This is a genomic window from Variovorax sp. BGA-UO-ETr-C22 (assembly GCF_059567965.1).
On record NZ_JCAQPA010000011.1, the window covers coordinates 963204 to 976759 of the forward strand.

14 protein-coding genes are annotated in these 13556 nt (G+C 67.5%); 6 read left to right on the forward strand and 8 right to left on the reverse strand.

What is annotated here, in order from left to right:
- From AC57B8_RS24565 to lptF, 4 genes are all read right to left on the reverse strand, one after another.
- Nucleotides 1-942, reverse strand: coding sequence for a CysB family HTH-type transcriptional regulator (locus tag AC57B8_RS24565; RefSeq protein WP_496481030.1), 942 nt, complete (start codon nt 940-942; stop codon nt 1-3).
- Between the two features lie 63 nt (nt 943-1005).
- A complete protein-coding gene (locus AC57B8_RS24570) occupies nt 1006-1377 on the reverse strand; it encodes a sirohydrochlorin chelatase (RefSeq protein ID WP_496481031.1) in 372 nt (123 codons plus the stop codon).
- Entirely contained in the window at nt 1374-2480 is a 1107-nt protein-coding gene (gene lptG, locus AC57B8_RS24575; RefSeq protein ID WP_062470221.1) for an LPS export ABC transporter permease LptG, read from the reverse strand. Before lptG ends, AC57B8_RS24570 begins: the two co-directional genes overlap by 4 nt.
- Entirely contained in the window at nt 2477-3619 is a 1143-nt protein-coding gene (gene lptF, locus AC57B8_RS24580; protein ID WP_496481032.1) for an LPS export ABC transporter permease LptF, read from the reverse strand. The genes lptG and lptF overlap by 4 nt, the downstream gene beginning before the upstream one ends.
- A gap of 21 nt (nt 3620-3640) precedes the next feature.
- Here lptF and AC57B8_RS24585 point away from each other — a divergent pair, with 21 nt between their 5' ends.
- From AC57B8_RS24585 to AC57B8_RS24600, 4 genes are all read left to right on the forward strand, one after another.
- On the forward strand, nt 3641-5200 hold the full coding sequence (locus AC57B8_RS24585; protein WP_496481033.1) for a leucyl aminopeptidase: 1560 nt from the start codon (nt 3641-3643) through the stop codon (nt 5198-5200).
- Entirely contained in the window at nt 5197-5640 is a 444-nt protein-coding gene (locus AC57B8_RS24590) for a DNA polymerase III subunit chi (RefSeq protein WP_095948627.1), read from the forward strand. Before AC57B8_RS24585 ends, AC57B8_RS24590 begins: the two co-directional genes overlap by 4 nt.
- A complete protein-coding gene (locus tag AC57B8_RS24595) occupies nt 5640-6068 on the forward strand; it encodes a hypothetical protein (RefSeq protein ID WP_307635760.1) in 429 nt (142 codons plus the stop codon). Before AC57B8_RS24590 ends, AC57B8_RS24595 begins: the two co-directional genes overlap by 1 nt.
- A 136-nt stretch (nt 6069-6204) precedes the next feature.
- On the forward strand, nt 6205-7410 hold the full coding sequence (locus AC57B8_RS24600; protein WP_062470234.1) for a branched-chain amino acid ABC transporter substrate-binding protein: 1206 nt from the start codon (nt 6205-6207) through the stop codon (nt 7408-7410).
- A gap of 105 nt (nt 7411-7515) precedes the next feature.
- Here AC57B8_RS24600 and AC57B8_RS24605 read toward each other — a convergent pair whose 3' ends face one another.
- Together AC57B8_RS24605 and AC57B8_RS24610 are read right to left on the reverse strand one after the other, a co-directional pair.
- Entirely contained in the window at nt 7516-7905 is a 390-nt protein-coding gene (locus tag AC57B8_RS24605) for a response regulator (protein ID WP_062470237.1), read from the reverse strand.
- A 103-nt stretch (nt 7906-8008) separates the two neighbouring features.
- The gene (locus tag AC57B8_RS24610) at nt 8009-8374 is read right to left on the reverse strand and encodes a hypothetical protein (protein ID WP_070060782.1); all 366 of its coding nucleotides are present in this window, start codon (nt 8372-8374) and stop codon (nt 8009-8011) included.
- Nucleotides 8375-8602: 228 nt separating this feature from the next.
- Here AC57B8_RS24610 and AC57B8_RS24615 point away from each other — a divergent pair, with 228 nt between their 5' ends.
- Nucleotides 8603-9841, forward strand: coding sequence for an EAL domain-containing response regulator (locus tag AC57B8_RS24615; RefSeq protein ID WP_496481034.1), 1239 nt, complete (start codon nt 8603-8605; stop codon nt 9839-9841).
- A gap of 7 nt (nt 9842-9848) precedes the next feature.
- On the opposite strand, the gene AC57B8_RS24620 is transcribed toward AC57B8_RS24615, so the two are convergent.
- Together AC57B8_RS24620 and AC57B8_RS24625 are read right to left on the reverse strand one after the other, a co-directional pair.
- Complete coding sequence (locus tag AC57B8_RS24620; RefSeq protein ID WP_496481035.1) at nt 9849-12872, reverse strand: ATP-binding protein; 3024 nt, start codon at nt 12870-12872, stop codon at nt 9849-9851.
- A 28-nt stretch (nt 12873-12900) separates the two neighbouring features.
- Entirely contained in the window at nt 12901-13221 is a 321-nt protein-coding gene (locus AC57B8_RS24625) for a hypothetical protein (protein WP_496481036.1), read from the reverse strand.
- Nucleotides 13222-13351: 130 nt separating this feature from the next.
- Between AC57B8_RS24625 and AC57B8_RS24630 the strand changes: the two genes are divergently transcribed.
- Nucleotides 13352-13504, forward strand: a complete 153-nt coding sequence (locus AC57B8_RS24630) for a hypothetical protein (RefSeq protein WP_496481037.1) — start codon at nt 13352-13354, stop codon at nt 13502-13504.
- Nucleotides 13505-13556 lie beyond the last annotated feature (52 nt).

Below are 13556 nucleotides of genomic sequence, written 5' to 3' on the forward strand. Positions count from 1 at the left end.
TCAGAGTTCGTAGTCTTGTTGGTGGCCGCTCAGGGCCTTCGCGATCAGGTTGCGGTCGAGGCGGTCGGAGAGCAGCTCGGCGAACTTGAAGACGAAGTTGCGCAGGTAGGCGCTGCGCTTGAAGGCGACGCGCGCGATGTTCTGGCCGAACACGTGGCCCATCGGGCGCACCACGAGGTCGGCGTTCGACTCGTCGCGCACCGCCATTTCGGCCACGATGCCCACGCCCAGGCCCAGGCGCACGTAGGTCTTGATCACGTCGGAGTCGATGGCTTCGAGCGCGATGCGCGGCGTGAGCTTCTTCTGGGCAAACGCATGGTCGATGCGCGTGCGGCCGGTGAACGACGGGTGGTACGTGATGATCGGCTCGCTCGCGAGGTCTTCGAGCGACACGCGCTCCTTGGCCGCCAGCGGGTGGTCCTTGGGCAGCACCAGCACGTGCTGCCACTCGTAGCAGGGCAGCGTGACCAGCTCGGCATAGCCGTCGAGCGATTCGGTGGCGATGCCGATCTCGGCGACCTCGTCGATCACCATGCGCGCCACCTGGTCGGGCGAGCCCTGGTGCAGGCTCACGTTGACTTTCGGGTAAGCCTCGCGCAGGTTGGCCACGGGCACCGGCAGCACATAGCGCGCCTGGGTGTGGGTGGTGGCGATGGAGAGGGTGCCGCTGTCCTGTGCGCTGAACTGTTCGCCGATGCGCTTGAGGTTGCCCACCTCGCGCATGATCAGTTCGATGCTCGCGATGACGTGCTGGCCGGGTTCGGTGATGCGCTTCAGGCGCTTGCCGTGGCGGGCGAAGATCTCGACGCCGAGCTCTTCCTCGAGTTCGATGATCGCCTTGGAGACGCCGGGCTGCGAGGTGTGGAGCGCCTTGGCCGCCTCGGTGAGGTTCAGGTTGCGCCGCACGGCTTCCTGAACAAACTTGAACTGGTGCAGATTCATATCAAATTCCGTCTGATTGCGGAATTCATTATGCCTTTGAAGTCTATAAAAATGACCGGGACTTCAGGATTTGATGGCAATCCGGGCCAGCAAGGCGACCAGTTCGGGCGATTCGCCCACGATCGGGGCCAGCGAGAAGTCCACGTCGGGCCAGCGCAGGCGCAGGGCGTCCAGTTGCAGCGGCAGGTCTTCGCGGGCGTGCTTGCCCATGCCCAGGAAGAGCGGCACCACATGCACCGCGGTGGCGCCGTCGGCAATCAGCGCAGCGGCGGCCGTGGGCAGGTCGGGCGCGGCCAGTTCCATGTAGGCACACAGCACGCGCACGGCGGGGTCGTCCTCGCGCATGCGGGCGGCGACCGCCTCGATGGGCTCGCGCCAGCGCGCGTCGCGCGAGCCGTGCGCGAGCAGCACCGTGCCCGGCACCTGCGTGGTCATCGCCTCAGGACCAGCCAGCTGAAGGCTGTGAGAGACAGCACCGAATAGATCAGCCCCGGCGCCGCCGCCGTGAGCCAGGGCGACCAGTTGCTGAGGTTGCCCAGGTAGCCGAACACGTTGTTCAGCAGGAAGAAGCTGATGCCGATCATCACGCCGCCGAACACGTAGGTCGTGATGCCGGCCTGGCGGAAGTGCAGGTAGGCGAAGGGCAGGGCGAGCACCACCATCACCAGGCACGACAGCGGATAGAACACCTTGCGCCAGAACTCGATCTCGTAGCGCTGCGCGGTCTGGCCGTTGGCGTTCAGGTGCCGGATGTAGTCGAACAGGTCGATGGTGCTCATGCGGTCGGGCCGCAGCAGCGCGACCGACACCATTTCGGCGGTGAGCGAAGTGGGCCAGTCCATCTTCTCGACATGGGTGGTCGTGATGCGGGCCTTGTCGGCGGTGCGGGTTTCGTAGTCCTGCTGCTCGACCTCGGAGAGCACCCACTTCTCGTCGAGGATGCGGGCCGACTTGGCCATGAGCTGCTTGCTCACGTAGCCGTTGCCGTCGAACTCGAAGATGCGCGTGTTCTGCAGCGAGCCATCGCGCGAAATCGACAGCACATTGACCGCGTACGACGTGTCGCCGCGCTTTTCCTTCAGCCAGGCGCCGGTGTTGCCCACCAGCGAGTAGGTGCCCTGGTAGCGCGACTTGAGCAGCTGCCCGGTGCGTCCCGACAGCGGCGCGATGTAGTCGCCGATGGCAAAGGTGAGCACCACGAAGCCCAGCCCCAGCAGCAGCAGCGTGCGCAGCGCGCGCCACGGGCCCAGGCCGCTGGTGCGCAGGATGGTGTACTCGGAGCTTTGCGCTAGGCGCGCCATCACGAAGATGCAGCCGATCAGCACCGTGATCGGCAGCAGCTCGTACAGGTGGCTGGGTACCAGCAGCAGCACGTAGATCAGCGCCTGCACCGGGCCGTAGGCCAGGCTTTCGGGCTTGCCCACGGACTGCAACTCGTCGACGAAGTCGAAGAAGAAGAACAGGCTCAGGAAGCCGAGCGTCACGAAGGCCACGGCCTTCAGTGCCTCGACGTAGATCAGTCGGCGGATGGTTTTCACGAGGTCGGGTCGATCCGGGAAGGCGGTACGGCCGGCAGGGCGGCCGTGGCGGCGCTGGCGCGGGCCTGGCGCCGGGCCGACCAGTTGTTGTTGCGCAGCGTGAGCCAGGCCGTGGCGAAGAGGAAGACGCCGCCATGCAGCAGCAGCATGAAGGAGCCCATGCCGTAGCGGCCCGAGCTGATCCAGCTCTGGCCCAGGTTCAGCAGGTTGTAGTAGACGACGAAGGCGAACAGCGCGAACACCAGGTTGCCGCTGCGCCCCACGCGCGGGTTGACGCTGGACACCGTCAGCGCCAGCAGCACGAAGTTGATGGCGGCCAGCAGCATGCCGAAGCGCCAGCCCAGCTCGCCCAGGCTGGCATCGCTGCGGTCGCGCAGCAGCGAGAGCGTGGAGCGCGCGCGCGTGGGCGTGCTGTCGCCGGTGGCGTTCGAGCTGCCGCCGGCGCGCGTGCCGTAGGTCTTGAACTCGCTGATCTTCAGGCCCGATTCGGTGAACAGCGGGCGTTCCAGGCGCTGGCCGTTGCTCAGCAGCAGGAAGCGGTGGTTGTCGATGTCCTCGATGCGGCCGCTGCGCGCCGAGGTGGTGATCTGCAGGCCACGCTCGACGGCCCAGATGAACACGTTGGTGGCGGTGGCGCCGTCGGGCGTGTCCTTGTCGATGAAGAACACGCGCAGCCGGCCCGAGGACTCGCGGAACTCACCCGGCGTGACGCGCTCGATGTCGCTGCGCTGCTCGTACTGCTGGCGCATGCCGATGGTCTGCGAGTTGGCCCAGGGCCAGCCCACCAGCGCCATGACTGCGATGAGCAGCAGCACCGGCCAGGCGAAGCGGAACAGCGGCTGGACGAAATCGGCCAGGCCGCGCCCGCTGGAGAACCAGATCACCATTTCGCTGTCGCGGTACATGCGAGAGAGCGTGCCGACGATGGCGATGAACAGGCTCAGGCTCAGGATGGTCGGCATGTAGCCGAGCACCGTGTACGCCATCACGAGGAAGACCTCCTGCGGGTTCACGCTGCCCTTGGACGCCAGCCCGAGCGTACGGATGAGCATCATGGTCATCACGATGGTGACCAGGACGACGAGGGTCGCTCCGAAGCTGCGCGACAGCTCCTTGCGTAGGGAAGAATGGAATAACATCGTTCGAGGAAAAAAAGGATTATGGACTTTCAACTCAAGACCTTCACCGTCGCCCAGGCCGCCGCCGAGAAATCCGACCTCCTCATCGTGCTCGTCGGCAGCGCTCTCCCCACCGCCAAAGACCCCGTTTCCGTGCTCGCCGCCAGCGCCCGCAAAGCCGGCGACCTGCCCGACAAGGCCGGCAAGCTGCTCGCGCTGTACCGCCCCGAGACCGTGGTGCCCTCGCGTGTGCTGCTCGCCGCCATCGGCGACGGCAAGGCCGCTTCGGTGCGCAGCGCCGTGAGCGCGGCGGTTGCCGCCGCCAAGGCCAATGGCCCCAAGCGCGTCGTGATCGTCTTCGCGCAGCCGGCCGACGCCGCCGCGGTGGCCGCCGCCGTCACGGCTGCGGCCGATGCCAGCTATGTCTACACCACGACCAAGTCGAAGGCCGAGCCGCGCAGCATTCGCCACCTGACGCTGGGCGTCTCCGAGGCCGCCAGCCCCGCCGTCGCCAAGGCCTTCGACGACGCCCGCGCCACGGTCGCCGGCATCGAGCTGGCCAAGGAGTGGGGCAACCGTCCCGCCAACCACGCCACGCCCACGCTGCTGGCCGAAGCCGCCAAGGGGCTGGCGAAGCTGCCGCGCATCAAGTGCGAAGTGCTGGGCCCGAAGGAAGTCGACAAGCTCGGCATGGGTGCGTTCGCCGCCGTGGCCCAGGGCTCGGCCGAACCGCTGCGCTTCATCGTGCTGCGCTACCAGGGCGGCGCCAAGGATGAGGCCCCCGTGGTGCTCGTGGGCAAGGGCATCACCTTCGACACCGGCGGCGTCTCGCTCAAGCCCGCGGCCGAGATGGACGAGATGAAGTTCGACATGTGCGGTGCCGCCAGTGTGCTCGGCACCTTCCGCGCGCTGGGCGCGATCCAGCCGGCGATCAACGTGGTCGGCCTGATTCCTTCGTGCGAGAACATGAACGACGGCAAGGCCGTCAAGCCCGGCGACGTGGTCACCAGCATGAGCGGGCAGACCATCGAGATCCTGAACACCGACGCCGAAGGCCGTTTGATCCTGTGCGACGCGCTCACATACGCCAAGCGCTTCGACCCCGCCGCCGTGATCGACATCGCGACGCTCACAGGCGCCTGCGTGGTGGCTTTGGGCGGCGTGCGCAGCGGCCTGTTCGCGAGCGACGAGTCGCTGGCCTCCGCGCTCGAATCGGCCGGCGAGGCCTCGCAGGACCGCTGCTGGCGCCTGCCGCTGGACGACGACTACGCCGAAGGCCTCAAGAGCAACTTCGCCGACGTGGCCAACATCGCCGGGCGTGCCGGCGGCGCGATCACCGCGGCCAAGTTTTTGCAGCGCTTCACGGCCGACTACGCCTGGGCGCACCTGGACATCGCAGGCACGGCCTGGAAGAGCGGGGCGGCCAAGGGCTCGACCGGCCGGCCCGTCGGCCTGCTGGTGTCGTACCTGACGAACCGCGCGGGCAGCAGCAACGCCGCTGCCGCCGCACCGAAGGCCGGCAAGGCCGCCAAGCCCATGAAGAAGGCTGCTTCGCCCAAGGCCCCGGCCAAGCCGGCCCGAAAGGCCCGGTCCGCGCAGTGACCGACATCGGCTTTCACTACAACGCCCCCGACAAGCTCACCTACGCTTGCCGGCTGGTTCGCAAGGCCGTGAACACACGCGGCCTGCGCGTGGTGGTGGTGGGCGATGCGCGCGCGCTCGACACGGTCGATGCCGCGCTCTGGCAGCTGTCGCCGGTTGACTTCGTCGCGCACTGCCGCGCCGATGCGCCGGCCCATGTGGTGGCGCGCTCGCCCGTCATCCTGTGCGCCGAAGGTTCGGACGCGGCCTCGCTGCCGCACCGCGAGATGCTGGTCAACCTGGGCCTCGAAGTGCCGGCCGGCTTCGAGCGTTTCGAACGCATGATCGACATCGTGAGCGACGAGGCGAACGACCGGCAGGTCGGCCGCACCCGCTGGCGTCACTACGCCGACCGGGGCTACACGATCCAGCCGCACGATTTCGCAAGGAGCGCTTCCTGATGGCCAGCACGCTGCGCACGCCACCCCGGTTCGTCCCGACGCTGACGACCGTGCTCGAGATTCCGGCCGAGCCCGTGCCGGTCGCCGAGACGGTGCGACCCACGGGTGCACCGGTGTCGCAGCCCCCGTCGCCGGACCCCGCAAGCGCCGTGGCCTTGCCGCCGTCGGTGTCGCTCACGCCGGCCGAAATCGTCAGCCTCGAAGAGCAATTGCTGCACCGCGTGCTGCAGCGCGTCGACCTGTCGCTGGAGGAGCGATTGAGCGACGCCGTGTCAGCTGCCGTTCAGCATCAGCTCGACGAAATGGTGCCGCGTCTGCGCGGCGAAATCGAGGCCGTGCTGCGCGCGCTCGTCATCGAATCCATGGCCGCTGAACTCTGTGAAAACACAGGGGAAAACACAGGGTCTACGCCAACTTCCGGCGCATAAATCCTCGGCTAAACTGCGCCGCAGGTCGGAATGGCGTGAGGGTGCCGCTGGTCTGCGGCGCGAAACTTGCGAGGTCTGAACGCCCGGATCGAACGACCGGTTTTTATATCTTTTCATCCAAGTTCTGGAGGTTCTCATGCAATTGAAATGGACTGCGGTCGCACTGGCTGCACTCACGCTCGTGGCTTGCGGCAAGAAGGAAGAAGCTGCTGCTCCGGCGGCACCGGCACCCACGGCTGCGGCTCCGGCCCCTGCTGCGCCTCCTGCTGATGCCCTGGTCGTCAAGATCGGCCACGTCGGCCCGACCAGCGGTCCCATTGCCCACCTCGGCAAGGACAACGAGCTCGGTGCCAAGATGGCCATCGAAGACCTGAATGCAAAGGGCTTCAAGATCGGCGACAAGGTTGCCAAGTTCGTGCTGGTTCCCGAAGACGACGCTGGCGATCCGAAGCAAGGCACCGCCGTCGCCCAGAAGCTGGTCGATGAAAAGGTCAACGGCATCGTCGGTCACCTGAACTCGGGCACCACGATCCCCGCTTCCAAGCTGTACAGCGACGCCGGCATTCCGCAGGTCTCGCCGTCGGCCACCAACCCCAAGTACACCCGCCAGGGCTTCAAGACCACGTTCCGCGTGGTGGCCGACGACACGCAGCTGGGCGGCACGCTCGGCAAGTACGCCGTCGAAACGCTCAAGGGCAAGAACATCGCCGTGATCGACGATCGCACGGCCTACGGCCAGGGCGTTGCCGAAGAGTTCGAGAAGGCTGCCAAGGCTGCCGGCGCGACCATCGTGGGCCACGAGTTCACGACCGACAAGTCGACCGACTTCAACGCCATCCTGACCAAGCTGAAGGCTGCCAAGCCCGACGTGCTGTTCTTCGGCGGCATGGACGCCGTGGGCGGCCCGATGCTCAAGCAGGTCAAGCAACTCGGCCTGAACGTCAAGTTCATGGGCGGCGACGGCCTGTGCACCGGCGAACTGCCGAAGCTGGCAGGCGACGCCATTGGTGAAGACATGGTGGTCTGCGCCGAAGCCGGCGGTGTCGACGGCGACTTCAAGCAGCCGCTGGAAGACTTCAAGGCCAAGTTCAAGACCAAGAACGGCGTCGAAGTGCAGATCTACGCACCGTACGTGTACGACGCGGTCAACGTGCTGGCCGAAGCCATGGCCAAGGCCGGCTCGTCCGACCCGGAAAAGTACCTGGCTGAAGTCGGCAAGGTGCAATACAAGGGCGTGACCGGCCCGATCGCCTTCGACGAAAAGGGCGACATCAAGAACGGCGCCCTGACGCTCTTCACCTACAAGGGTGGCGTGCGCACGCAGATCGCCGTGGTGCGCTGATCGCATTGCAGCCAACGACCCTTCACCGGGTCGTTCCATGACAAAAGGGCCCTCGGGCCCTTTTTTTCATTCAGGGGTGCGCGCAGCCGTTGCGCGGGGTTGCCTTCAGAGCGCGGCCAGGCCCGAGGGGCGGTCGGCGTTGCAGTACTCGATGAAGGCGTCCAGGTCGCGCGACTTGTCGAACACCGCGTCGGCGCCCAGGGCCTGGCAGCGCGTGCGGATGTCGGGGGTGACGTAGTTGCTCAGCACCACGACGCGCTGGTGCGGGCCGCGTTCGCGGCAGCCCGACAGCACGCCCAGGCCGGAGCCTTCCTTGAGGAACAGGTCGACGATGAGCAACTGCCAGGCATCGGGGTGGGCGGCGAGCCAGGCGAGGGCGCCCGATTCGGTTTCGGCATAGCCGACGACATGGCCGTTGACGAGGTCCTCGAGGGCCGGGACCAGGTTGTCCCTGATGGTCTTGTTGTCCTCGACGAGGAACGTGATGAGGGCCATGCCGCGGTTTTGATGTGTGAACCAATAGCGTAGCGTGGCGCAAGCGGTCTCCGCGTAGGAGAAGGGAGAACGACGCACGCAAACCGTGCGGAAACAACGGCGATCAGCGCTTGTCCGACGTCGCCTGGGTGCGGATGCGCGCCTTGAGCTGTTCGGCCAGCGCCTGGCTCTCGTCGCGCTCGGCGGTCACTTCGAGGCGCTTCTCGATTTCCTCGCTCAGCGCCGCATTCACTTCAGCCAGTTTCTCGGCCGACTGGGCGAGTTTTTCCTCGAGCTGGCTGGTGTGCTCGATGGCCTGCGCTACCTCGCCGACCTGGACCTCGTCCGGCAGTTCCTGTTCCAGCACGGTGCTCACGACGGCGAGGTTGTCCGAGGCGCGCTGCACATCGGCGGCCACCTGTTCGCTCTTTTTCAGGGTCTTGTCCAGCGAGGTGGTGCCGCGCGTCAAGGTGGGGGAAGGTCCGGCCATCGAGGCTCCTTTGCGGCAGGCGAAGTGGGGTGGAATGTCGATCGATTCGATTCCGCGCATCGTACCGCCAGACGCGGCCTTGCTCAGGACTGGCAACAGTTGCTGCGTGGCAACAGGGGTCAGCCGAAGTCCTACGGAATCGGCCGCGAGTTTCGGACTGGGCCGATGGGGGATTCTTGCCGCCCCCGGGAAGATGCAGAACATCCTCTTCCCCCGCCAAGGCTCGCCATGATCAGAAACGCACTCGTGATCGACCAGGTCGAACGCACCGGCTTCGCGCTGGCCACCTTCATGCGCTACGCCGGCATTCCCCGCGTGGACGTGACGCGCAGCGGCCATGGCTTTGTCGAGGCGGTACAGCACCGGCGCCACGACCTGCTGGTGGTGGACATCGACACGCCCGAAGTCACGGGCCTGCAGATGATCGACGCGGTGGTCGAGGCCGGCAGCCCCGCCGCGCTGGTGCTCATGAGCGCGCAGCCGCCGCGCATCCTGCAGGCCGCGCAAGACTATGCCCGGGCCCGCGGCGCGCGCGTGCTCTCGGCCATCGCCAAGCCGCGCACCATGGTCACGATGGCGTCGGCGGCGCAGGCCATGGCGCGCGAACGGCGCCACCGGGCCGGGCTGCGGCGCGGGAGCGCCCCACCTGCGAACGACGCACCGGCCTTCACGGAATCGGCCCTGCGCGAGGCGTTGGCCACATGCCAGATTGCCGCCCACTTCCAGCCCCGACACTGCGCGCGCACGGGCGTGCTGCGCGGCGCCGAACTGCAGCCGGGCTGGTACCGGCCCGACGACACCTGGCTGCCCGCGGCCAACTTCCTGCCCGCCATCGCGCAGGCCGGCCTGCACGACGCGCTGGTGCAACGCATGCTCGAGTGCGCTTTCGAACTGCTCGGCTACATGCACAAGGACCACGGCCTGCGCCTGGGCGTGCGCGTGCCCGCGTCGGTGGCCGCCTCGGTGTCCTGGGCACAGGGCGTGGCCGAACAGGCCGAACGCGCCGGCATCGCCGCCGACCAGCTCGTGCTGGAGATCGCCGAAGACGGCGGTGCGCGCTGCAACGAGGTGCTGGCCGGTGCGGTCGCGCACCTGCGGCTGCGCGGGTTCCACTGCGCCATCGACCGTTTCGGCCAGGGCGACTCGACCCTGAGCCGCTGGTTCAAGGTGCCGTTCAGCGAGCTCCAGGTCGACGCGCGCCAGCTCGCGCAAGCGCGCGAGAACCCGCATGCCCGCCACATCCTGGCGAGCGTGATCGCCATGGCGCGCGAACAGCATGCGACGCTGCTCGTGAAGGGCGTCGACGGCGAGCGCGACCTCGCGTTGGCCCGCAGCCTCGGGTGCCACTTCACGCAGGGCGCGCAGCACGCCGCGCCGATGGCCGAGCCGGCCTTCGTGCAGTACGCGGCGCTGCTGCGCTATGCGGCGGGGCGCCCGCAGGCGCCGCACAACCCCGACGCGGGTTGAGGCGCGCTCAAGCGGCGCGCCGTGCCAGCACCGCTTCGGCGGCTGCCTGCAGTTCCGTCCAATCGGGGGCGATCACCGCCATCGCTTCCTGCTTCACCAGGACGCTGAGCCGGCCGCACATCGCGGCAATGGCCGGCTCGCCGATCATGGCGAAGGCACCGCGCACCGCATGCAACTCGTCGCCGATCGCGCGCCGGTCGCCGGTCGCCAGGGCCTCGCGGACCTGCTGCGCGGAAGACGCCAGCGACGAGACCATCGCGTCGTGCAGGCGCGCGTCGAGTGGCGCTTGCGCGGGCGCGACCGGGGTGCTGGCCACCAATGGCGGCGCGGCCGCGCCCAGCGTCTTGAGGATCGCCTGCTCCAGCGCCGGCAACAGCACCGGCTTGAGCAGCACCCCCGCGAAACCCGCCAGCGAGCATTGCTGGTAGCCCTCCTGCTCCAGGTGCGCCGTGATGGCGACGAGCGGGATCGACGGGCTGCGCTCGCGCAGCCGCCGGGCCAGCGTGTAGCCGTCCATGCCGGGCATGTTCAGGTCGGTCAGCACGAGGTCGTAGCGCTGCGCGGCGAACAGGGCCAGCGCGGCCTCGCCGTCGGGCGCCACGTCGGCGGCGACGCCAAGCGCGTCGAGCTGGTCGCTGATGAGCGCGCGGTTGGCCGGATGGTCGTCCACCACCAGCAGGCGCACGGGACGCATGGGCGGGGCCGCGCTGGCAGCACCGGTGTCTGATGGCGCGACAACTTCGGGCGCCAGCGCCACCAGCGGCAAGGTCACCGCGAAGCACGAGCCCGCACCGAGCTGGCTGCTTACTGCGATCGTGCCGCCCATCTTGCGCGCCAGCCGCTGGCAGATCGACAGCCCCAGCCCTGAGCCGCCGAACTCGCGCGCGGTCGAGGCCGAAGCCTGCATGTAGATGTCGAACAGGTGCGGAATCTGCTCGGGCGGCACGCCCATGCCGGTGTCGGTCACGCGGATCGACACCGGCGAGGCCTGCCCCGGCGACAGCGGCCCGACCTCCAGCGTCACTGCGCCCGAAGCCGTGAACTTGATCGCGTTGCTCAGCAGGTTCACGATGATCTGGCGGATGCGCGTCGGGTCGCCTTGGTAGCCGGCGGCCAGGCCCGGGTGCACGACGCAGTCCAGCCGCAGTCCCTTGGCGTGTGCCGAGGGCTCGAACATCTGCGCGCAAGCCTGCACGATCTCGGGCAGCGCCACGCGCGTGGCCTCGAGCTTGAGGTGACCCGATTCCATCTTCGACAGGTCGAGGATGTTGTTGACGATCTCGAGCAGGGTGCGCGAGGCCTGGCGCACCGACTGCAGGCGCCGGGCCTGCACCTCGGGCGGCGCGCCCTGGCCGAGCAGCTCGAGGTTGCCCAGCACCGCATTCAGCGGCGTGCGGATCTCGTGGCTCATGGTGGCGATGAACACCGACTTGGCGCGGTTGGCCGCCTCGGCCGCCTCGCGGGCTTCTTCGCGCTTCTTGTCGAGTTCGTTGCGTTCGGTGGTGTCGGAGAAGCTGCACAGCAGGGCGTCCGCGCCCTGGTAGCGCGTGCGCGTGCATTGCAGCAGCAGCTCGCAGGCCTGGCCGTTCTTCAGGGCCAGCGGCATGCCGGCGTCATGCAGCGTGCCGCCCTGGGCGCGTTCGCGGTAGAGCGCGGCCATCTGGCGGTGCAGCGGTTCGGGCGGCGCGGTGGCCGCGGCGTAGTGTTCCATCAGGGTGTTCTGCAGCAGCACGCGCTCGTCGTCGAGCGCGATCAGGCAGACGCCGAACGACGAGGTCGCGATGATCGCGCGGTTGAGCTGCTCGCTCTCGAACACCCGCTGCGAGCGACGGTAGGCGGGCTCCAGCAGCTTGCGCCTGAAGAGCAGCAGCAGGCCCCAGAGCGTGCCCAGCACCACCAGCGTGGCGCCGCCGTAGCGCAGCAGCTGCGGCTTCAGCGTGGCGAAGACCGTGCGCCACGAGTAGGCGTACACCAGCGACCAGCCGGTGCCGGCCAGCGGCGTCGAGAGGCTGAACACGCCTGCGCGGTAGGTTTCGCGCGGCAGCGCGGGGCTGGCTTGGCGCAGGCTGTGGGCCAGCGCGGTGGCCATCAGCGCGCCGCCGTCGATGGCGTCGCCCGTGCGGTCGGCCGAGAGCAGCGCCCGACCCTGCGCGTCGACCAGCAGAGCGGCCGTGTCTGGCGGCGTGTGGCGCAGGCGGTTGTGCAGCACGCTGGACGGCAGGTTGCTCACGAACACCATGAAAGGACGACCCTGCATGTCGAAGCCGGGCTGCACCAGCTTGAAGGGCGATGCCCCCGGTGCCAGCAGGTCGGGCGCCGGCGGCTGCCAGGCCACGCGCCGCTGCGTGCGCCACTGCGCGGCGAGGGCGGGGTCGCCGGCGAGATCGCCGATGTCGTAGCTCAGGCGCGCGATGAGCGCGGCGGTGTCCGGCAGGCCGGTGCGGGCCAGCGCGCCCTGCAGGCCGCCTTCGGGCGCGGGCATCAGCGTGAGCAGGCGGTGGTCGGGGGTGTAGGCGTAGGCGCCCAGCGGCGAATTGCGCAGCTGCGCGACGGCGGTGACGCTGTAGGCCTGCATCTCGAGCATGCCCAGGTAGGGCGCGAACTCGTGCAGGTCAGGGGTGCCGGCGGGGTCGACGGCTGCGATGGCGGGTGTCAGCTGCGCCCCGGCCTGCAGGACCACCTGGCCTCCGTCGCGCACGAAGGCCTCCAGCGTGCCGGCGGCCGGCGGCGTCTGGCTGTTCCAGAGCAGCTCGGCATTCACCACGCCGCGGCGCATCGCCGCCTGCTTTTCCTCGATATCGAGCTGCATCTGCGCGCTGTGCGCGGCCAGCGTGGTGCGCAGGTTCGCGAGCGCATTGGCGGCGGTGTTGTACAGCACGAGGCCCGCAGCCAGCACGATGAGCAGCGACAGCAGCGCGCCGCCGCCATAGAGCAGGGCGTGCTGGTAGCGGCGCAGCAGGTCCAGCTCCTGCGCCTGCCGGGCAGGCGTCGGGGCAGGGGGGGCGCTGGCGGGGAAGGCGGGCGGAGACATGGCGAAAAAATGGCGAAAAAGACGCGAATTAAAAACAATCGACTGGAATGGTAGGGCGAATTGCGCGTGGATTTTCGTGAATTCCAGGAGTGCTTCCGTTTATAGGACTGGTCCTATGCAGGCCTTTATTTTTCAGGATTCGGCTGAGCCGATGAGCGAGGGCTTCTGAAATTTCCATCTGTATTTTGCAGTCATAGGTGTCGATGAAAAATAAATCATCTATTCGGGTGGAGTAGATCCCCTGCGAACAGATCGCTGGGTCGGCAAGGCTGCCTTGCAAATCGACAGTGAAGAGCGGCAGCGCCAATGGCCGCGCGACCTTCACGATGAACTGCCAATAGGCAAGCACCGCGGGAGCGATTTTCAGACGGGTCCGATTGGATTTTTTAGGCTGAAAACATAGGATTGAAAAATTACCTTTGTCGCCTCTCTGGTACCTGTGCAAGGGCGCTGGATTGAATATTTTTTAGAGGTCATCGATGATGAATATCTTGTGGATCAAGAAATTGTGGGAATTCCTGCGTGGCAAGCGAATGCAGGCAACCGGCTGCACGCGGCGAAGCGCGTTGTTCGGCGCTTTGGTGCTGGCAAAAAAGCCATCGGCCACGGCCCGGAACGACAATTTCTTTTGAGCAGGCGGTCGCATTTGGCCTTGATCAAGATCGCAGGCGGATGGGGCCTCGA